This window comes from Sphingobium sp. CECT 9361 (genome assembly GCF_918741285.1).
Lineage (GTDB): Bacteria > Pseudomonadota > Alphaproteobacteria > Sphingomonadales > Sphingomonadaceae > Sphingobium.
In genome coordinates, this window is the sequence record NZ_CAKKNC010000001.1 from 145,651 (window position 1) to 163,446 (window position 17,796).

Annotated in this window: 14 protein-coding genes; 7 read left to right on the plus strand and 7 right to left on the minus strand. The window is 61.8% G+C overall.

Annotated features, from left to right (window positions below):
* Nucleotides 1–60 precede the first annotated feature (60 nt).
* A complete protein-coding gene (locus tag LQ220_RS24845; RefSeq protein ID WP_290369000.1) occupies nucleotides 61–684 on the plus strand; it encodes a response regulator in 624 nt (207 codons plus the stop codon).
* Here the strand turns inward: LQ220_RS24845 and LQ220_RS00675 are convergent.
* The 4 genes from LQ220_RS00675 to argH are packed head-to-tail and all read right to left on the minus strand — an operon-like array spanning nucleotide 681 to nucleotide 4,350.
* A complete protein-coding gene (locus tag LQ220_RS00675) occupies nucleotides 681–1,454 on the minus strand; it encodes an NAD(P)-dependent oxidoreductase (protein ID WP_230186366.1) in 774 nt (257 codons plus the stop codon). The two genes, LQ220_RS24845 and LQ220_RS00675, sit on opposite strands and share 4 nt — an antisense overlap.
* Before the next feature lie 5 nt (nucleotides 1,455–1,459).
* Entirely contained in the window at nucleotides 1,460–2,722 is a 1,263-nt protein-coding gene (lysA, locus tag LQ220_RS00680) for a diaminopimelate decarboxylase (RefSeq protein WP_230186367.1), read from the minus strand.
* 9 nt (nucleotides 2,723–2,731) lie between these two features.
* Nucleotides 2,732–2,980 carry a hypothetical protein gene (locus LQ220_RS00685; RefSeq protein WP_230186368.1) on the minus strand — a complete coding sequence of 83 codons (249 nt, stop codon included), beginning with the start codon at nucleotides 2,978–2,980 and terminating at the stop codon, nucleotides 2,732–2,734.
* Nucleotides 2,977–4,350, minus strand: coding sequence for an argininosuccinate lyase (gene argH, locus LQ220_RS00690; RefSeq protein ID WP_230186369.1), 1,374 nt, complete (start codon nucleotides 4,348–4,350; stop codon nucleotides 2,977–2,979). Before argH ends, LQ220_RS00685 begins: the two co-directional genes overlap by 4 nt.
* Before the next feature lie 28 nt (nucleotides 4,351–4,378).
* On the opposite strand from argH, the gene LQ220_RS00695 reads away from it, so the two are divergent.
* Nucleotides 4,379–4,990 carry a TlpA disulfide reductase family protein gene (locus LQ220_RS00695; RefSeq protein ID WP_230187211.1) on the plus strand — a complete coding sequence of 204 codons (612 nt, stop codon included), beginning with the start codon at nucleotides 4,379–4,381 and terminating at the stop codon, nucleotides 4,988–4,990.
* Between the two features lie 5 nt (nucleotides 4,991–4,995).
* On the opposite strand, the gene LQ220_RS00700 is transcribed toward LQ220_RS00695, so the two are convergent.
* Entirely contained in the window at nucleotides 4,996–5,172 is a 177-nt protein-coding gene (locus LQ220_RS00700; RefSeq protein ID WP_230186370.1) for a hypothetical protein, read from the minus strand.
* 623 nt (nucleotides 5,173–5,795) lie between these two features.
* Here LQ220_RS00700 and acnA point away from each other — a divergent pair.
* Nucleotides 5,796–8,471: an aconitate hydratase AcnA gene (gene acnA / locus LQ220_RS00705; protein WP_230186371.1), complete on the plus strand. Its 2,676-nt coding sequence runs from the start codon at nucleotides 5,796–5,798 to the stop codon at nucleotides 8,469–8,471.
* Nucleotides 8,472–8,863: 392 nt separating this feature from the next.
* On the opposite strand, the gene LQ220_RS00710 is transcribed toward acnA, so the two are convergent.
* Nucleotides 8,864–10,525: a M28 family metallopeptidase gene (locus tag LQ220_RS00710; RefSeq protein ID WP_230186372.1), complete on the minus strand. Its 1,662-nt coding sequence runs from the start codon at nucleotides 10,523–10,525 to the stop codon at nucleotides 8,864–8,866.
* A 115-nt stretch (nucleotides 10,526–10,640) separates the two neighbouring features.
* Between LQ220_RS00710 and LQ220_RS00715 the strand changes: the two genes are divergently transcribed.
* On the plus strand, nucleotides 10,641–11,501 hold the full coding sequence (locus LQ220_RS00715) for a D-amino-acid transaminase (protein WP_230186373.1): 861 nt from the start codon (nucleotides 10,641–10,643) through the stop codon (nucleotides 11,499–11,501).
* Here LQ220_RS00715 and LQ220_RS00720 read toward each other — a convergent pair whose 3' ends face one another.
* Complete coding sequence (locus tag LQ220_RS00720; protein WP_230186374.1) at nucleotides 11,502–12,908, minus strand: HlyD family type I secretion periplasmic adaptor subunit; 1,407 nt, start codon at nucleotides 12,906–12,908, stop codon at nucleotides 11,502–11,504.
* A 93-nt stretch (nucleotides 12,909–13,001) separates the two neighbouring features.
* Here LQ220_RS00720 and LQ220_RS00725 point away from each other — a divergent pair, with 93 nt between their 5' ends.
* The 3 genes from LQ220_RS00725 to LQ220_RS00735 all read left to right on the plus strand — a co-directional run bounded on the left by LQ220_RS00725 (nucleotide 13,002) and on the right by LQ220_RS00735 (nucleotide 17,788).
* Nucleotides 13,002–15,260, plus strand: a complete 2,259-nt coding sequence (locus LQ220_RS00725; protein ID WP_230186375.1) for an ATP-binding cassette domain-containing protein — start codon at nucleotides 13,002–13,004, stop codon at nucleotides 15,258–15,260.
* A 100-nt stretch (nucleotides 15,261–15,360) separates the two neighbouring features.
* Complete coding sequence (locus tag LQ220_RS00730) at nucleotides 15,361–16,083, plus strand: hypothetical protein (protein ID WP_230186376.1); 723 nt, start codon at nucleotides 15,361–15,363, stop codon at nucleotides 16,081–16,083.
* Between the two features lie 31 nt (nucleotides 16,084–16,114).
* Nucleotides 16,115–17,788: a hypothetical protein gene (locus LQ220_RS00735; protein WP_230186377.1), complete on the plus strand. Its 1,674-nt coding sequence runs from the start codon at nucleotides 16,115–16,117 to the stop codon at nucleotides 17,786–17,788.
* Nucleotides 17,789–17,796: the final 8 nt, after the last annotated feature.

Here is a 17,796-nt window from a genome sequence, read left to right on the forward strand (position 1 = left end):
AACTATTTCTTTGCAGTCGGGTGACTAAACGTCAGGTTCCAAAAGCCTGGAATTGTCGCCATGTTCCGATTTCCCCGCAGCCAGAATATCACGCCAGATGTTCGAGATACCGCGTCGGCCCCGTCGCGCCGCCTGCGGTTGCTAGTGGTCGATGAAAATCCCACGGCGCTGTCCGTCATCGGGCGTCGGCTTTCGCACATGGGACATGACGTGGTGCTGGCCCAGAATGGCTTTGCCGGATTGTCCTTCCTGAATGCCCAGCGGTTCGATCTTATCATTCTGGACATGGGCATGACGGCGTTGTCCGGAGTGGACACGCTGCGCAAGATGCAGGCGTCCGGCATGATGGTAGGCGCCAGCACGCTGATGATCACGGGGCGAAGCGATCCGTCCGCCATTGTCGAAGCGCTGGAGGCCGGGGCGGACGACCAGATCGTCAAACCCTTCGATTTCGAGGTGCTGGATGCGCGCATCCGTCACATCGTTTCGCGCGCTCAGCGGATCGCGGATCTCAAGCGCCACAACGAAACGCTGGATGCCCGGATCGCCCGCCGCGCCGTCGAACTGGGCGAGGCGCGCAACCAGTTGGAGGAACTGACGGCCGACCGGACACGGATTGCGCAATCCATCCAGATGTTGACCGAACAACTCGCGCAACTCAACGCGGCGCGCGCGCAGGCCTAACCCGCCGCAATTTCCAGCCAGAGCGACAGGCCGGGACCCGGCTCGGTTGGGGCTGTTTCGGTCATTATGCGCTGTGCATCGGCACGCGCACGCGTGAGGATCGCCGCCGGTACATTGGCAGCATGGTAGATGCGATCCGCTTCACCCATCAATCTGGCCGTGCCAAGCGTCAGGTCGTCGGGATCGCCCGATGTCAGCAGGATAGCGATCATCCGATCCGCCACAGGTTCCCCCGCAGACGCCAGCCAGCGCGCGGTTGCTTCGGCATCCTGCACGGCGAGCGGGTCCAGCATCCCACCGCTGGCGAGGGCTGCATCCAGCGCCCGTCGCCTTTGCGCAGGAAGCGGCCAGCGTTCTTTCATCATGGGCCGCGCGGCTTCCAGTGCTAGCGCCAGTGCGCCGAGCGTTGCGGGGAGCAACGCTTCGATCCGCTGCCTTACCACTTTGGCCAATCCCGCCGACGCGCCGCCGGTTCCCACGGCGATCAACACCGGATCGCGATCGACGATGGCGGGCAAAGTGAAATCGCACAGGGTGGGCCGATCGACGGCGTTCACCAATATGCCGCGCGCCTTCAGTCTTGCGATGGCGGCTTCCGCATCGGCATCGTCGTCAATGGCGACAATGGCGAGCGCCGCTTGCGCGTCTTCGTCGACGATCCGCGCGCCTGCCCGTTCCAGCAACCGGCGCTTGGCGTCTGCCGCTTCGCCTTCACCCAGCAGGATTACAGGCCGATCCGCCAGTCGAACGAACAGCGGCAGGCTATGCATTGGCCCTACTTGGCCCAGTCGGGGATGATGTCGCCGTCGATCAGCGTCTGGATCGGCGGGCGGGGGCGCACGATGGCCCATTTGTCGCCCGATACCAGCACTTCGGGCGTGAGCGCGCGGCTGTTATAGGTGTTGGCCATCGTCGCGCCATAAGCGCCTGCCGTCATGAAGGCGACGAGATCGCCGGCCTGCACATGATCCATCGCGCGGTTCGTCGCGAAAGTATCGCCGCTTTCGCACACCGGGCCGACGACATTGGCGGTGGTCGACTTTCCGCTGGGTTTCACGGCGCGAATATCATGCCATGCGTCGTAGAGGCTGGGGCGGAGGAGGTCGTTCATGGCCGCGTCGACGATCACGAAAGGCTGTGTCGCGCCTTGCTTCACCCGCACCACGCGCGAAATAAGGGCACCGGCGTTGCCGACGATGACGCGCCCCGGCTCGAACATCAGCCGCACGCCCCAATCCTGCGTCACACGCGTCACCATCGCACCATAGGCGGCGGGGCTGGGGGGGACGGGCAAAGCGGGATCGTAAGGCACGCCAAGGCCACCGCCCAGATCGGCGGTGCGGATATCGTGGCCTTCGTCACCCAAGGCTTCGATCAGTGCGCCGACTTTCACGAACGCCGCTTCCAAAGGCGCAAGGTCGGTCAACTGGCTGCCGATATGGACGGCAACGCCCTGGACATCCAGGCCCGGCAACTGCGCAGCGCGATCATAGGCGGCGATGGCGCGATCATAAGGGATGCCGAACTTGTTTTCCGACTTGCCCGTCGAAATCTTGGCATGGGTGCCAGCATCTACATCGGGATTGATGCGATAGGCGACGCGCGCGACCTTGCCCATTGCCACCGCGACGGCATTGAGCATTTCGGCTTCCGGTTCGCTTTCCAGATTGAACTGGAAAATGCCCTTTTCGAGTGCGAGTCGCATTTCCTCTTCGGTCTTGCCGACGCCGGAAAACACGACGCGGTCCGCCGGGATGCCTGCCGCCAAGGCGCGCAGCAACTCGCCCCCCGACACGACATCGGCGCCAAGCCCCAGCTTGGCGAGCGTGGCCAGCACCGCTGCATTGGGATTGGCCTTCACCGCAAAGGCGATGAGCGGATTGTCGAGCGCGCCAAGCGCTTCGCGAAACACGCCGACATGGCGCGTCAGCGTTGCAGTGGAATAGACGTAGACGGGCGTGCCGACGGCATCGGCGATGGCCGCCATCGGCACCTGTTCGACGTGCATGGCGCCGTCGCGATATTCGAAATGATCCATGAGCGTCGCTTAGTGGGCGCTGGGCGGCAAGTCGAATGGATCGTCAGTGCGTTCCTTCGATTGTGTCAATAATTCCGCATTGCGTTCGGGGCGGGACTGCGTGGAGGGCGTCATCAGTTCCTGTGCCGTTTGCGGGGCAGTGGCGCCGAGCGCTGTGGGGATTGGCCGCGCGCCCTCTGCGGGCTTGAGCGCCTGGCGTCCGCCACAGGCCGCAAGTGTTGCCAACAGAGCGAGGCTGATCGCCAGTTTACGGGTCATGCGGCATGCTCCTTGGCGCGGGCTTCGGCAATGCGGGCGCGCACCTGATCGGGGGCGGTGCCGCCATGGCTGCGGCGGCTGGCGACCGATGCGTCAACCGTCAGCACGGCATAGAGGCCGTCGGTGATTCGCGCGTCGATGTCCTGGAGGTCCGCGAGTGGCAGATCGGCAAGCTGTAGCCCGCGATCCTCGGCCAGTTTGACGGCGCGACCGGTGATATGATGGGCTTCGCGGAACGGCACATTGGCTTCGCGCACCAGCCAGTCGGCCAGATCGGTGGCGGTTGCATAGCCGCTCTCGGCCAGCGCGCGCATCCGGTCGGTACGGAACGTGACCGTCTCGATCATGCCGGTCATTGCGGCAATCGACAGGCCCAGCAGGTCGTGCGCCTCGAACACCGGCGGTTTGTCGTCCTGCATATCCTTGGAATAAGCTAGCGGCAGGCCCTTCATTGTGATGACGAGTGCCGTCATGCAGCCTGCGATCCGTCCGGCATGGCCGCGCACCAGTTCCGCCGCGTCGGGATTGCGCTTTTGCGGCATGATCGAACTGCCGGTGGAATAGGCGTCGGGCAGCTTTACGAAGCCGAAGGGCTGGCTCGCCCAGATGACGAATTCTTCGGCCAGGCGGGAAAGGTGAAGGCTGCACTGTGTTGCGGCCATCAGGTAATCGAGCGCAAAGTCGCGATCCGATACGCTGTCCAGGCTGTTGCCGGTGGGCCGGTCGAAGCCCAGCGCCACCGCCGTTGCATGGCGGTCGATTGGAAAGCCCGTGCCAGCCAAGGCCGCCGCGCCCAGCGGACATTCGTTCATCCGCACACGCGCATCTGCAAAGCGCGACCGGTCCCGGCCGATCATCGCGTGATAGGCCATTAGATGGTGCCCCAGCGTCACGGGCTGTGCCGACTGCAAATGGGTGAAGCCGGGCATCACCGCATCGGCATGGTCTTCGGCGCGCGTCAGCAACGCGGATTGCAAGGCGGCGAGGCCCGCTTCGACCTGATCGATGGCGTCGCGCACCCAGAGGCGCAAATCGGTCGCGACCTGATCGTTGCGGGAGCGCGCGGTGTGGAGTCGTCCGGCAACCGGCCCGATCAATTCGGCCAGCCGCGATTCGGTGACCATGTGAATATCTTCAAGGTCGAGATCGACGGGTACGCCGTTCGCCGCATATTCGGCGGCGACCCGATCCAGACCGGCGCTGATCGTTGCCGCATCCTCGGCCGAAACGATGCCTTGTTGCCCCAGCATGGCGACATGCGCCTTCGATCCGGCGATATCCTGTTGCGACAATCGCTTGTCGAAGGGGATAGAGGCGTTTATCTCGCGCATGACTGAAGCCGGGCCGGCGGCAAAACGCCCGCCCCACATGCTATTGGAGACTTCCTTGCGATCCGTAATGGCCTTGCTCCTGATGACCGGCGTGCTTGGCGCATGCGATAGGCAATCCCCGCCTTCCGGGCAAGACGCTGCGATCAATGCGTCGTCCGCTAGTGTGACGGCCACTGCGACGCCCGATGAAGTGCCCAGCACAGGCGAGGCGGAGGATAGTGCCGCGTTCAAATTCACGCTGGATCGCAGCAAAGCGGGCACGCCCGCGCCAAAGTTCACCTTTGCTGCGCCGGATGGCGGCGATGCAACGCTGCAGGATTTTGCGGGCAAACCCTTGCTGGTCAATCTGTGGGCGACATGGTGCACGCCATGTGTTGCCGAAATGCCGACGCTGGATGCAGTCGCTGGCAATTATGCGGCCAAGGGGCTGCAAGTGCTGACGATATCGCAGGACAGCCAGGGCGCGGCGCAGGTCGATCCCTTCTTCGCCAAGCGCAAATTTACGCATCTCAAGGGGTGGCTGGACCCGGAAAATCAGTTCGGGTTCCACTATGCCACCGGCTTGCTGCCGACCAGTGTGCTCTATAATGCCGAGGGGAAGGAAGTAGCACGGGTGATCGGTGCGATGGATTGGCAGAGCAAGGAAGCCAAGGCGCTGCTGGACGAAACTGTAGGCTGAGGCACCTACATCAGGATGAAATGGCGTTCGCCTTCATCCAAACCAGCCTTCGTGCCATGATCCCTATCTTTGGAAGGTGATGCTTTGGCGCAGTCCTGTACCGTGTTCTTTTGCCCAGATCCTGGCAAAAGGCTGGCCAGCAGTGCGGCAACGATTACACTAAAAAGGGCGGAAAGGCTCATGGGCCATGACTATTGCGACGCGATAGCTGTCTGAAAGCTGAACGTTACGCAGTCGCATCGAATGGTACTCGGGCTTAGTCTGGCGCGAGGCTTTCCAATCGCCAGCCATGCGCCAGCGGCATTGCTGTCTCGCAAAAGGCGCATTGAGCCATCACGCGCCCCACGAGCCAATGGCTTTTCCCGCATCCGGGGCAGGGATTTGCTATGTTAGGGCGATACAAGGGCATAGGTCGCGCCACTTGCTGGGCACCCATTCGCTCTGGAGAAGAAGCGCTCAACATGTTCACGACGGGCCTCCCTTCACACATAATCCACACCAACACCTGGGCGGCGAGTTGTTTCCCTCTTACGACGAAATCGATCGAATATTAAACTGCGGGGGCGTTTTCGACCGTGCGAGACTGCGCTTTCTCGTGTGTTTGGCCCTGCGCCCGTTGACTCCGTGTCGCCATGCGCTATGGCGCAGGCGCACCGGGATTTACCCGCTTTGACCGCCGGTTGATGTATGGTGCGACAGGGTTTCTGGGCGCCCTTCGTCTGACGTCCTATCGGCCCGGTCGCATCTTGTCGCATCCTCCCCCATCCGTGTGGTCAGCAGCCTTTGTGACGGAGACGCGCGACCTATGACAGCCATCGGACAGGACACCCTCAGCACCCGCGACACGCTCAGCGTCGGCGGCAAGGACATTGCCTTTTACAGCCTGAAGAAAGCGGCTGCCAAGCTGGGCGACGTATCCCGCCTGCCGTTCAGCATGAAGGTGCTGCTGGAAAACCTGCTCCGCTTCGAGGATGGCGTGACGGTCACGGTCGAGGACATTCAGGCGATCATCGATTGGCAAGCCGACAAGGGCAAGTCGCAGCGCGAAATCCAATATCGCCCCGCGCGCGTGCTGATGCAGGATTTCACCGGCGTTCCCTGCGTCGTCGATCTGGCCGCCATGCGCGACGCGATGAACGCGCTGGGTGCCGACGCGACCAAGATCAATCCGCTGGTCCCCGTGCATCTCGTCATCGATCACTCGGTCATGGTCGATGAATTCGGCACGCCAAAGGCGTTCGAAGACAACGTCGAACTGGAATATCAGCGCAACGCCGAACGCTATGACTTCCTGAAATGGGGCAGCAAGAGCCTGGACAACTTCAAGGTCGTGCCTCCTGGCACCGGCATCTGCCATCAGGTGAACCTTGAGAACATCGCCCAGGCGGTGTGGTCCTCGGTCGATTCTTCGGGCGCGACGGTTGCGTATCCCGACACCTGCGTAGGCACCGACAGCCACACAACGATGATCAACGGCCTGGGCGTGCTCGGCTGGGGCGTCGGCGGCATCGAAGCGGAAGCGGCGATGCTCGGTCAGCCGGTCTCGATGCTCATCCCCGAAGTCGTCGGCTTCAAGCTGACGGGTACGCTGGCCGAAGGCATCACCGCCACCGATCTGGTGTTGACCGTGACACAGATGCTGCGCGCCAAGGGCGTCGTCGGTCGCTTCGTCGAATTTTACGGTCCGGGCGTGTCGGCTTTGTCGCTTGCTGACCGCGCAACCATCGCCAACATGGCACCGGAATATGGTGCGACATGCGGCTTCTTCCCGATCGACGGCAAGACGCTGGATTACATGCGCCTCACCGGTCGTACCGAAGAGAACATCGCACTGGTCGAAGCCTATGCCAAGGCACAGGGCTTCTGGCTGAACGTCGAGGACGCCGATCCGGTATTCACCGATACGCTGGAACTCGACATGGGCACCGTCCAGCCGTCGCTCGCCGGTCCCAAGCGCCCGCAGGACAAGGTCATCCTGTCGCAGGTCGACGATGTGTTCAACGCCGATCTGGAAAAGGTCTACAAGAAGAGCGCACCCGTGCGTGTCGATGTGGACGGAAAGGATCATGGCATTGGCGATGGTGACGTGGTGATCGCCGCCATCACCTCCTGCACTAACACATCGAACCCCTCCGTTCTTGTCGCTGCCGGTCTGGTCGCGAAGAAGGCCGTCGAATTCGGCCTGACGCCCAAGCCCTGGGTGAAGACATCGCTGGCCCCCGGTTCGCAGGTTGTTACCGATTATCTGAACAAGGCAGGTCTGACCGAATATCTCGATGCGGTCGGCTTCAACCTTGTCGGTTATGGCTGCACCACCTGCATCGGTAACTCCGGTCCGCTGGCGCCTGCGATCAGCGCCGCGATCAACAACAACGACATCGTCGCTGCCTCGGTCCTGTCGGGCAACCGCAACTTCGAAGGCCGCGTGTCCGCCGATGTGCGCGCCAACTTCCTCGCGTCGCCGCCGCTGGTCGTCGCTTATGCGCTCAAAGGATCGGTCACGACCGACTTCGTTGCAACGCCGATCGGTCAGGGCAAGGATGGGCAGGACGTCTATCTGAAGGACATCTGGCCCAGCAACGACGAAATCCGTTCGGTAATGGACGGCGCACTGACCCGTGAAATGTTCGTCAGCCGCTACTCCACGGTCTTTACGGGCGATGCGCGCTGGCAGGCGATCGACGTGACGGGTTCGGACACCTACACATGGCGCGCAGGTTCCACCTATGTCGCCAACCCGCCCTATTTCGAAGGCATGGGCATGACCCCTGCGCCGGTTGCGGACATCATCGAGGCCAAGCCGCTGGCGATCTTCGGCGATTCGATCACCACCGATCACATCTCGCCCGCCGGCAACATCAAGGCATCTTCGCCTGCCGGTGTCTGGTTGCAGGAACATCAGGTCGCACAGGCAGACTTCAACAGCTATGGCGCACGCCGTGGCCATCATGAAGTGATGATGCGCGGCACCTTCGCCAACATCCGCATCAAGAACCAGATGCTGGACGGCGTCGAAGGCGGCATGACTCGCTACAATGGCGAAACCATGCCGATCTATGACGCAGCGATGCGCCACAAGGCCGACGGCACGCCGCTGGTCGTGATCGCAGGGAAGGAATATGGCACCGGATCGTCGCGCGACTGGGCCGCGAAGGGCACCAATCTGCTGGGCGTGCGCGTCGTCATCACCGAAAGCTTTGAGCGTATTCACCGTTCGAACCTGGTCGGCATGGGCGTGTTGCCGTTGCAGTTCGCCGAAGGGCAGAGCCGCGAAACGCTGGGCCTCACCGGCGATGAGACTTTCACCATCACCGGCGTCTCGGGCCTCAAGCCACGCCAGATGGTGCCGGTGCAGGTCACCCGCGCCGACGGTTCGACCTTCACCTTCGAAGCGCTGTGCCGCATCGATACCGTGAACGAACTGGATTACTTCCTGAACGGTGGCATCCTGCCCTACGTGCTGCGCAAGCTGGCAGCATAAGGCACCGGTCAGACGGTTTGCAAAAGGCCTTCGTCCCCCCCGGACGGAGGCCTTTTCCGCTGCATGAGTTGCGCCGCGCAACTATATGACATTGTCATATCGCGCAGATTAGTCATGCCCAGTCGGGCATCCAGGCCAGTACCGTCATCTGAGGTCCGTTGGCCGAACGGGTGGAGGCACTTGTCGATCGGTCGCCATGCATCGATCAGCGAAGTCATACGCGCAGGCTTACGGCCATGGATCGGAGGAGGCCGCGCTGGACGCGATGATGCGTGAGAAGATCGCGGAAGCTCTAGCGGATTCAAGACGTTCGATGCCGATTCCGCTCCTAATCAGAAGCGGTGATGGGGCGATCATGGTGGAGTGGCTGGAGGAAATGAACGCCTGATCGTTTATTTCCGGGTTGACGCGCTCTTGTCTCGAATGGCCTTGAACTCGCTGCCCGGTTTCCACTCCGGCCAGCGCGTTCCATTGGCCAGATCGCTGCCGATCCGCAGCATCAGGTCGATATCCTGCACCGCACCGTCCAGATTCCATGTCGCGTCCCACGCATCGCAGGCCTGATGATAGCATTTTCCGGTATAGCTATCGATCCACGCCTGCCCAGCGGCGCGTCCGCCCTGCGCCAGGTCAGCGGCACCGGCGATACCCATCATCAGCAGCACCGGCACACCACGCTTCGCCATCGAAAAGTGATCGGCGCGATAGAACAGGCCACGTTCCGGAAGATTTTCGGGCGTCACCGTCCGCCCCTGCGCCTTTGCGAAGGTGGCGAGATCGTCTTCCAGCGTGCCTTGGCCGACGCCGACGAGGATCACGTCCTTTGCCGATCCCGCCGTCTGCAGGATATCCAGCGCAAGGTTCGCGACGGTTTTCTCCGGCGGGTAGACCGGATGCGTGGCATAGCTTTCTGATCCGAGAAGCCCGCGCTCCTCCGCTGTCCATGCCGCAAACACGACGGAACGGGCAGGGGGCGGCCCTGACTTGATGGCACGCGCAATCTCAAACAGTCCCGCGATGCCGAGCGCGTCGTCATTGGCCCCGGCGCGATAGATGCGGCCTTCCGCGTCGGCTGGTCCCTTGCCGTAAGCGTCCCAATGCGCGCCGAACATCACGATTTCATCGGGACGTTTGGCACCGGGAATCTTCGCCAGCACATTCTTGCTCTGCACCACTTCGCGCGTAACCGGGAAGGTCGCGGCGAACGTCGCACCCGGCAATGGCACGGGTTTGAACGTCTTGCTCCGCGCCGCCTTGCGCAAAGCCGACAGGTCCAGCCCTGCATCGGCGAACAGCTTCGTCGCGGCGCTGCCTTCGATCCAGCCTTGCACCTGCAGGCTGGTCACCTTGTCCGCATCGCGCACCAGATCGTAATTTTCGCCTTGCGGGCTGACGACTACGTTCCATCCATAGCCGGCCCCCGGTGTGTCGTGGACGATAAGCGCGCCAATGGCCCCCTGTCGCGCCGCTTCCTCGAACTTGTAGGTCCAGCGGCCATAATAGGTCATGGTCCGCCCGCCGAACTTGTCGAAGGCGTCGTCGCCCTTGATGGCTTCGAAATCGGGATCGTTGACGAGGAAGACGGCGACTTTGCCCTTCAGGTCCGCGCCCTTGAAATCGTCCCAGTCGCGCTCTGGCGCTTTTACGCCATAGCCTACGAACACCATAGGCGCGTTTGCCACGGCAACGGTGTCGGCGGGTTGCAGGGTGGAGAGATAGACGTCCTTGCCCACGTTCCAGGGCGTCGCCTTGCCCTTCACCGAAACGCCAAGCGCCTTCGCTGCGCCCAGTTTCGTGTGGAGCAGCGGCACCGGCTGCGTCCATTGGCCATCGGGTCCGCCGGGTTCCAGCCCCAGCGCCTGAAAGCGCGCGATCAGATAGCCGATGGTGCGATCTTCGCCCGCCGAACCCGGCGCGCGCCCTTCCAACAGGTCCGAAGCAAGCGTGCGGACGCTGCTTTCGATCTGTTTGGGATCGATGGGCGACGGCGCGGTTTGCGCAAGTGCGGGCGTGGCGAGGATCAGTGCGGCGATGGCGGGGATAATTTTCAACATGTGCGGCACCTTAGCAAGTGAGGCGGGCAGGGGAAGGGCGTTTCCTCTTCCGCCTGCCGCATGGATTGCTATGTGTCGGCTTATCTGTGTCGCTTCCCAAGCATGAAAGACTATCGTGACTGCCATCGCTTATCTCAATGGCGGCTTCCTGCCGCTTGCCGACGCCAAAGTGTCTATACTGGATCGCGGCTTTCTGTTTGCGGATGGCATTTATGAAGTGGCGGCGGTGCTGGACGGCAGGCTGGTGGACAGCGCGGCGCATCTGGCGCGGCTTGCGCGCTCTTGCGGGGAAATCGACCTGACGTTGCCATTGTCGCTCGACGCTGTTGAAGACGCGCAGCGGGAACTTGTGACGCGCAATGGCATGACCGAGGGACTCGTCTATCTTCAGATTACGCGCGGAACCGATGCAGGCCGCGATTTTCTCTCGCCGCCTGATCTCACGCCGACCTTGGTGATGTTCGCGACACCGAAAACCATCGTCGAATCTCCAGCCGCACGCCGGGGAATCGCGGTAAAGACCGTTCCTGACCTGCGCTGGGCGCGTCGGGATATCAAGAGCGTGGCGCTGCTGGCGCAGGTGCTGGCGAAGCGGGAGGCGCAGGCGGCAGGGTGCGATGATGCGTGGATGGTCGACGATAGCGGTGCCGTGACCGAAGGCGCATCGGCCACCGCCTTCATTCTGACGCAGGACGATGTGCTAGTGACTCGGCCCAATTCGCACGCTGTTCTACCGGGGTGCACCGGCGCAGCGGTGGCTGCGCTGGCGCAGGAAACAGGCATAGCGCTAGAGCGGCGCAGCTTTACCGTCGCCGAGATTCACATGGCGCAGGAAGCCTTTCACACGAGCGCCTCGACCTTCGTCATGCCGGTGGTCCAGATGGACGGGCAGACGGTGGGCAATGGCGCACCGGGCCCGGTCGCCGCGCGGCTGCGCGAACTCTATGTCGAATTCGCGCGCCGTACCGCTGTGTAACTACTCCCGCAGCGCGCTGTCGCGGATGCGAATGAGCGGGCCCAGAATATAGTCCATGATGCTCTGGCGACCCGATTTGATGTTCACTTCGGCGGTCATGCCGGGGATGACGGGTTTCCCTGCGCCAAATTGCGTCGTGTCGGCGCGCAGGCGGACGCGATAGAAGACTTCACCCTTCGTATCCTGAATGACGTCGGGCGATACATCCACGACCTTGCCTTCCAGACCGCCGTAGATGGCCGAATCATAGGCCGAAATCTTGATGTTGGCGGGCAGGCCGGACCATACCTGGCCACGATCCTTGGGCGCGATGCGAGCTTCGACCATCACGACCTTGTCGACCGGGACGATTTCCACAATGGGTTCGCCGCCGCGAATGACGCCGCCGACGGTCTGCACATAGAGTTTGTTGACGATACCCGCCATCGGTGCGCGGATCTCTTCGCGCGATTCCTTGTCGGTATAGGCGCCCAGCGTCTCATCGGCCTTGGCCAGTTCCATGCGAAGCTTGGCCGCTTCGACTTTGGTTTCCTGCACCGATTTGGTCCACACTTCACCGCGACGGGCAGAGGTTTCGCTCAGTTGCGCCATCGCCTGCGGAATCTGGCTTTCAACGTCGGCGATCCGTGTCTGGAGTGCGAGAAGGAGCGAGCGCTTTTCCAGGACTTCGCGCTCCGAAATGGCTTCCGCTTCATAGGCCCGTTCCAGCTTGCCGAGCTGGGTCATCATCAACGTCTGTTCGCTGCGCAGGTTCTTGAGCCGTGACTGCAGACCGGCGATCTCCGCCCGGCGGGCGCGCGATTGTTCGGCAATGATGCCGGTTTCTTGCCCCCTCTGATTGCGACTGGAATAGAACAGCGCTTCTTCCGATGCGGCGATATCCGGCGCGGCTTTCGCCAGATCGGCCGGAACGGTGAAGTTGGATGCGCCGCTGACTTCGGCGTCCATGCGCGCGAGGGCAATTCGCTTGGCGACGACGTCTGTGCGCGCATTTTCGAAATCGGCGGTGGTGAACTGATTGCTGACGCGCATCAGTATCTGGCCCTTGCGGACGCGCTGACCTTCGCTGACCAGCAGATCGGTGACGATGCCGCCTTCCAGATGTTGCACGACCTGATTCTGGACGGAGGGGAGCACCCGGCCCGCGCCGCGGGTAACCTTGTCCACCTGAAAGAAGATCGCCCAGGCAAGGAACGCGACGACGAGGACGGTCAGCACCTTTAGCACGCGCGTCTGGCGGTCGGTGCGGATGCGCGCGCTCCACGGTGCAATGCCGTCGATCGGTGCGTTGGCTACCTTTACATCGCCTGCGAAAGCGGCGGCAAGTTCGCGGCTGCTCACACCTTCGTAAAGGCTGGCGCCACCCATCGACCGGATGATTCGATCCCTTATCGCACTGAAGTTCATGTCGTGGTCCCCGAAAAATCTCAGCGGCGTTTACCACTCATTATCCTTAAGAATGTTTAATGATCCCACGACAGACGTGGGGACCGTACTAAAATGCATGCTTCAAACGATCAAAGCGGCGTTAGCCTCGTGGGGCGATTGATGGCGGCCATAGGATTGGGCGCGTCGCCCGATTCGCGTTCCGAGCGGGCGCGACACGCTTCTATAGCGGCGCGCAACTGGAACGGATCGATCGAACCTGCTTCGCTGGTGACTTGCCTGGAGCGGCTGAGCGCACTGTGCGGGAAGCCGACACCGCGCGACATGCTGATCGCTGCGCTCCCCCTCCCCAATGGTTTCATGGACCCGCGACTCGCCCCCATCGCGATGGCGCGCGCCGGACTGGATGCGCGGTGGGACATCCGTCCGCTGCGCAGTCTGACGCCCCAGGATCTGCCCATCGTGCTTCAATTGCGCGACGGTGGCTCAGTTTTGCTCATCGGCTTAAGTGACGATCCGCATGGTACGATCATCGATGCTACCGGGGAGAAGCTGGTGCCGATGCCGGTCCTTGAAGAAGTGGCGAGCGAGGATGTGTTGGTGTGCGGTCATGTCGATCCGGCCAATGGGCTTGACCTGGACGACGAGCGGACCTTCGTACGGCGCAACCCGCGGCTGTGGCTGGTCGGTACGTTCCTCAGCGAACGCAAGCGGCTGGGACAGTTGCTCCTTGCAGCGGTGTTGCTCAACCTGTGCGCACTGGCGATCCCGCTATATATGCGCGCTGTGTATGATCGCGTCGTGCCCAATCTGGCGATCGAATCGCTTTGGGCGCTGTCGGCGGGTGTTGCACTCGTTCTGGTGTTCGAATTTGTCTTCAAGCATGTGCGCGGCGGGTACATCGATGCCGTCGGCGTACGCGTGGGGCAGGCGATCCAGAACCGGGCGATGGCGTCCTATCTCCATGCGCGTATCGGTCATGCCGACAACAGCGTGGGCGGATTGATGACGGCGCTGCGCGATGTCGAGGGGCTTTCGCTCCTAGTTCCGCAGGCAATCGTGACCTTCTGCGTCGATGTGCCGTTCTTCTTCGGCTATGTTGCGCTCATCGGCTTAATCGGTGGCTGGGCGGTTGCGGGGCCGATTGTCGGCGCTGGGGCCATGGTACTCGTCGGGATTACGGCAGCCTATGCTCTCAAACTGTCGAGCCGCCGTTCGTCCAAGCTGATGCACGCGCGCAGCAACCTTGTCGTCGACGTGACCGAAGGGTTGACGACGATCAAGGCGAATCAGGCCGAACGGCATTTTCTGCGCCAATGGGACATCGTGTCCGACCATATCGGCATCAGTTCGAAAGTCGCGCGCAAGTGGAACGACTTGCCGACATCTATGGCAGGGCTGCTTGTGCAGGTCGTGACCGTGATGGTCGTCATCATCGGCGTGTTTCAGATCAAGGCCGGGATCATGACGACCGGTGCGCTCGTCGCGATCACGATGCTTACGGGCCGGGCAATGGTCCCGGTGTCCGCTGCCATCTCCATCGTATCGAAAGGCTATCAGAGCCTGTCGCAGTTCGCTGCGCTTTCCAAGATTCTGGGTGCCGAGCCGGAGCGTGAGACATCCGATCCCGCCGTCAAGACGCGCGCGATCAAGGGTGACATCCGCCTGCAGAACATCGTCTTTTCCTATAGCGAAGCGGCCACGCCGAGCCTGAAGGACATCACCCTGACGATCAAGCCGGGGGAGAAGATCGCGCTGATCGGACGCTCCGGGTCGGGCAAGTCGTCGCTGCTGCAGTTGCTGGCCGGTCTGCATCAGCCGCAGGGCGGCGCGATCACCATCGACGGCAACGCTATCGATCAATATGCCGTTAGCCATCTGCGGCAGAGCATTTCCTATTCGGCGCAGGACGCGACGCTGTTCAACACGTCGATCTGGGGCAATATCCTGCTGGGCTTGCCCGAGCCGGAAGCCGATATCGTCGAACGTGCTATTGCCGCATCGGGTCTCGACCGGTTCGTCAGCCGTAGCGTGGAAGGCTATGGCCGCAATGTCGGTCCCAATGGCGTCAAGCTGTCGGGTGGACAGCGCCAATCGGTGATTTTGGCCCGCGCCTTGCTGCGCGATCCGCCGATCTTGCTGCTCGATGAGCCTACGGCCGCGATGGACATCAACAGCGAACAAGCAGTGATGGAAGGATTGCGCGACGTCGCGAAGGACCGGACGCTAGTGATCGCCACGCATCGCATGGCGTTGCTCGATCTGGTGGACCGCGTGATCTGGCTGGAGGACGGCAAGATCTTTGCCGACCGCCCGCGCGCGGAAATCCTCATGATGATGCGCAATCAGCAAGCCGCCAGCCGGGCCGCATAGCCGGCGAATGCTGGTGAGGGTTTATTAAGGTTAATTGTCTACCAATCGCTCTTGAAACCGGTCCGCGTGCAGCCATGCGGCCAATATGTGGGGAATATTCGTGGCGGGTGCTTCAGCAGAAGGCGAAGTCAATCACTGGCCGGCGTTTGTCGACGTCCTGACGACCGTTATCATGGTCGTCACGTTCCTGCTCGTCATCATGAGCGCAGCGGTGATGGTTCTGTCCCAGCGTACCCTTCAGAATTTCAAGGCGCAGATCGAAGCGAAGCAGAAAAGCGCGCAGGACGATGCCGCCGGAGCCAATGGCAAAGGCGCAAAAAGCCAGACAGCCACGCAGCAGGTTACGGCAGAAGCCGGAAGCTCCAATGCCGAGCTGGGCGACATATTGCGCACTGACAAGCCTATCAACGGTAGCGAAGCCTTGACCATCCGGACGCGGGAAACCGCCGACACGCTGAAGATCCAGGTCAAGGCCATGGAGCAACCCGACGATTCCAAGGGCGTCGAAGTCAAGACTGCCGATGTTCTGTTGAAGGTATCGTTCGAGCCGATGGCAGTGCGTTACAATGACGAAACGTCCAAGCAGGTGCTCGACTTCCTCCAGACCCGTCAGGCCCCGGGCATGAAATATGAAATCTGGTCCTTTGCGCCGCAGAACTCCTCGATCACCGAAGCGCAGCGCCTTGCCTATTACCGGGCCGCGATGACGCGCAACCTGCTGGTTCGCGCGGGGATCAAGCCTGCCGATATCTATACCCAGATCCGCGTATCGGACCCGGCCTCCAAGGATGGCCACAACGTCCGTGTCGTTCTGAAACCCTGACGGGGCACTATCAGCGAAAGTATATGTGACGATGGAACAGAAAATCCGATCCGAACTGCTGAAAATGACCATGGTCATGCTGGTTCTGCTTGGCCTTGGCGTGTACGCGCACGAATTCGTGATTGCCGGCATCAAGGCCAAAGTCGCGCTGAACCTGTCGATCTTCGCAGTGTTCGGCCTCGCGGCGGGCATTGCGTTCCGCCATGTGCTGAACCTGCAGAACGAAGTGCAGGCGCTCAAGGCGCTGAAAGTCGACTATGGCGACCGATCACGCCGCCCGCTTGATCCCTATCGCCATCCTGCGATCGTGTTTCAGGAACCCGAATTGCTCGGGCAAGGCTATCGGCTGATTACCGAAGAGCTGGGCAAGAAGGACGGGTTCCAGATTTCCAATGCCACCGTCCAGGTACTGTTGCACGATGTCGACCAGCGCATCAACGATCGCAAGTCGACGCTCATATACTTCTCCGGCCTGATGGTGTTCCTGGGGCTGCTTGGCGCGTTCATGGGGCTGATGAAGACCGTGCATTCGGTGGGCGACCTGATCGGCGGGATGGACGTGTCCGGCAATGCCGGTGGCGACAGCTTCGGCAAGCTGATCGAAGGTATGAAGGCGCCGCTGAACGGTATGTCCGTCGGCTTCTCCTCTTCGCTCTTCGGCCTTATGACGTCGATGGTTCTGGGTGCGCTGGAACGCTTCATGACCAGCGCGATGAAGACGCTGCGCAACGAATTCGAACATTGGTTGTCAAACCTTGCAGCGCTTGAAAACGCGCAAGGTGAGAGCCACTCGGGCGCTGGCGCCGACATGAGCGGCGTCGTGCGCGCTCTTGAAGTGGGCAGCAAACAATTGCGCGACTTGCGGGAGGCAGTCGCCGGTGGTGCGAACATCAATGCCGATGCGCAGCAGTCGATTGCGCATATGGCGAACGCCGTTACGACGCTGTCTCAGTCGGTGCAGAAGGTGTCCGATCCGACGCCGCTGCTCCAACCCATTGCCGATGTCGTGGCCGAATTGGCGCGTAATCAAACTATGATGGTCGGCCAGTTTCAGGGTCTGTTCGACATGGCCGAGCGCGACCGCGCAACGATTAGGCAGATGCTGGATGGCATGAATGCCGGTATCGACCGACAAGGTGCGCTGGACGGGCCGCAGCTTCACGCTCAGCTCGACCGGATGGTGGCGCTGCAATCCGAATTGCTCGATTACAGTACCGATGCGCCGTTGTCCGCGGCGCCCATGCCTGTCGCGAGCGCTGCGCCGAGGCGCTGGTTCAGTTCGTTGTTCGCTGGAAATCCGATGCTGTCCGCACGGCGCGAGCGGAAGAAACTGCGCGCCGAAGTGCGCGACGTGATGTTGAGCCAGCGCAGCTTTGCGCGCTCGATCGAGAAAACTCTGGGTCAGTCCATCGGGAAGATCGAGGCGGGGCGCCGGAGCGATCACGGGATCCTCGCCGACATGATCGCGCAGAATGACCGCAATCAGGCACGTCTGACGGCATTGCTCGACCGGCTGAACGTGCTGGAAGGCGAAGGCTTGGCGGGCGAAGGTCCCGATCTGTCCAGTGGTCTGCAAGGGGCACGGCTGGAAATGGAAATGCTGCGGCGTCGCATGAACATCGCGCAGGAACAGCAATCGGTTGGCGAGGATATATCGCAAACCGACGACGTCGCCTATCGCACGCCCGACAGCAAAGCCGGTTGAACAGGAAA

Bases quoted from the DNA above. Each gene is read 5' to 3' on its own strand.
- argH (WP_230186369.1), bottom strand. From the start codon at position 4,350: ATGTGGGGCGGGCGTTTTGCCGCCGGCCCGGCTTCAGTCATGCGCGAG.
- LQ220_RS00675 (WP_230186366.1), bottom strand. From the start codon at position 1,454: ATGCATAGCCTGCCGCTGTTCGTTCGACTGGCGGATCGGCCTGTAATC.
- LQ220_RS00695 (WP_230187211.1), top strand. From the start codon at position 4,379: ATGGCCTTGCTCCTGATGACCGGCGTGCTTGGCGCATGCGATAGGCAA.
- LQ220_RS00735 (WP_230186377.1), top strand. From the start codon at position 16,115: ATGGAACAGAAAATCCGATCCGAACTGCTGAAAATGACCATGGTCATG.
- lysA (WP_230186367.1), bottom strand. From the start codon at position 2,722: ATGGATCATTTCGAATATCGCGACGGCGCCATGCACGTCGAACAGGTG.
- LQ220_RS00700 (WP_230186370.1), bottom strand. From the start codon at position 5,172: ATGAGCCTTTCCGCCCTTTTTAGTGTAATCGTTGCCGCACTGCTGGCC.
- LQ220_RS00720 (WP_230186374.1), bottom strand. From the start codon at position 12,908: ATGAACTTCAGTGCGATAAGGGATCGAATCATCCGGTCGATGGGTGGC.
- acnA (WP_230186371.1), top strand. From the start codon at position 5,796: ATGACAGCCATCGGACAGGACACCCTCAGCACCCGCGACACGCTCAGC.
- LQ220_RS24845 (WP_290369000.1), top strand. From the start codon at position 61: ATGTTCCGATTTCCCCGCAGCCAGAATATCACGCCAGATGTTCGAGAT.
- LQ220_RS00685 (WP_230186368.1), bottom strand. From the start codon at position 2,980: ATGACCCGTAAACTGGCGATCAGCCTCGCTCTGTTGGCAACACTTGCG.
- LQ220_RS00710 (WP_230186372.1), bottom strand. From the start codon at position 10,525: ATGTTGAAAATTATCCCCGCCATCGCCGCACTGATCCTCGCCACGCCC.
- LQ220_RS00725 (WP_230186375.1), top strand. From the start codon at position 13,002: ATGCATGCTTCAAACGATCAAAGCGGCGTTAGCCTCGTGGGGCGATTG.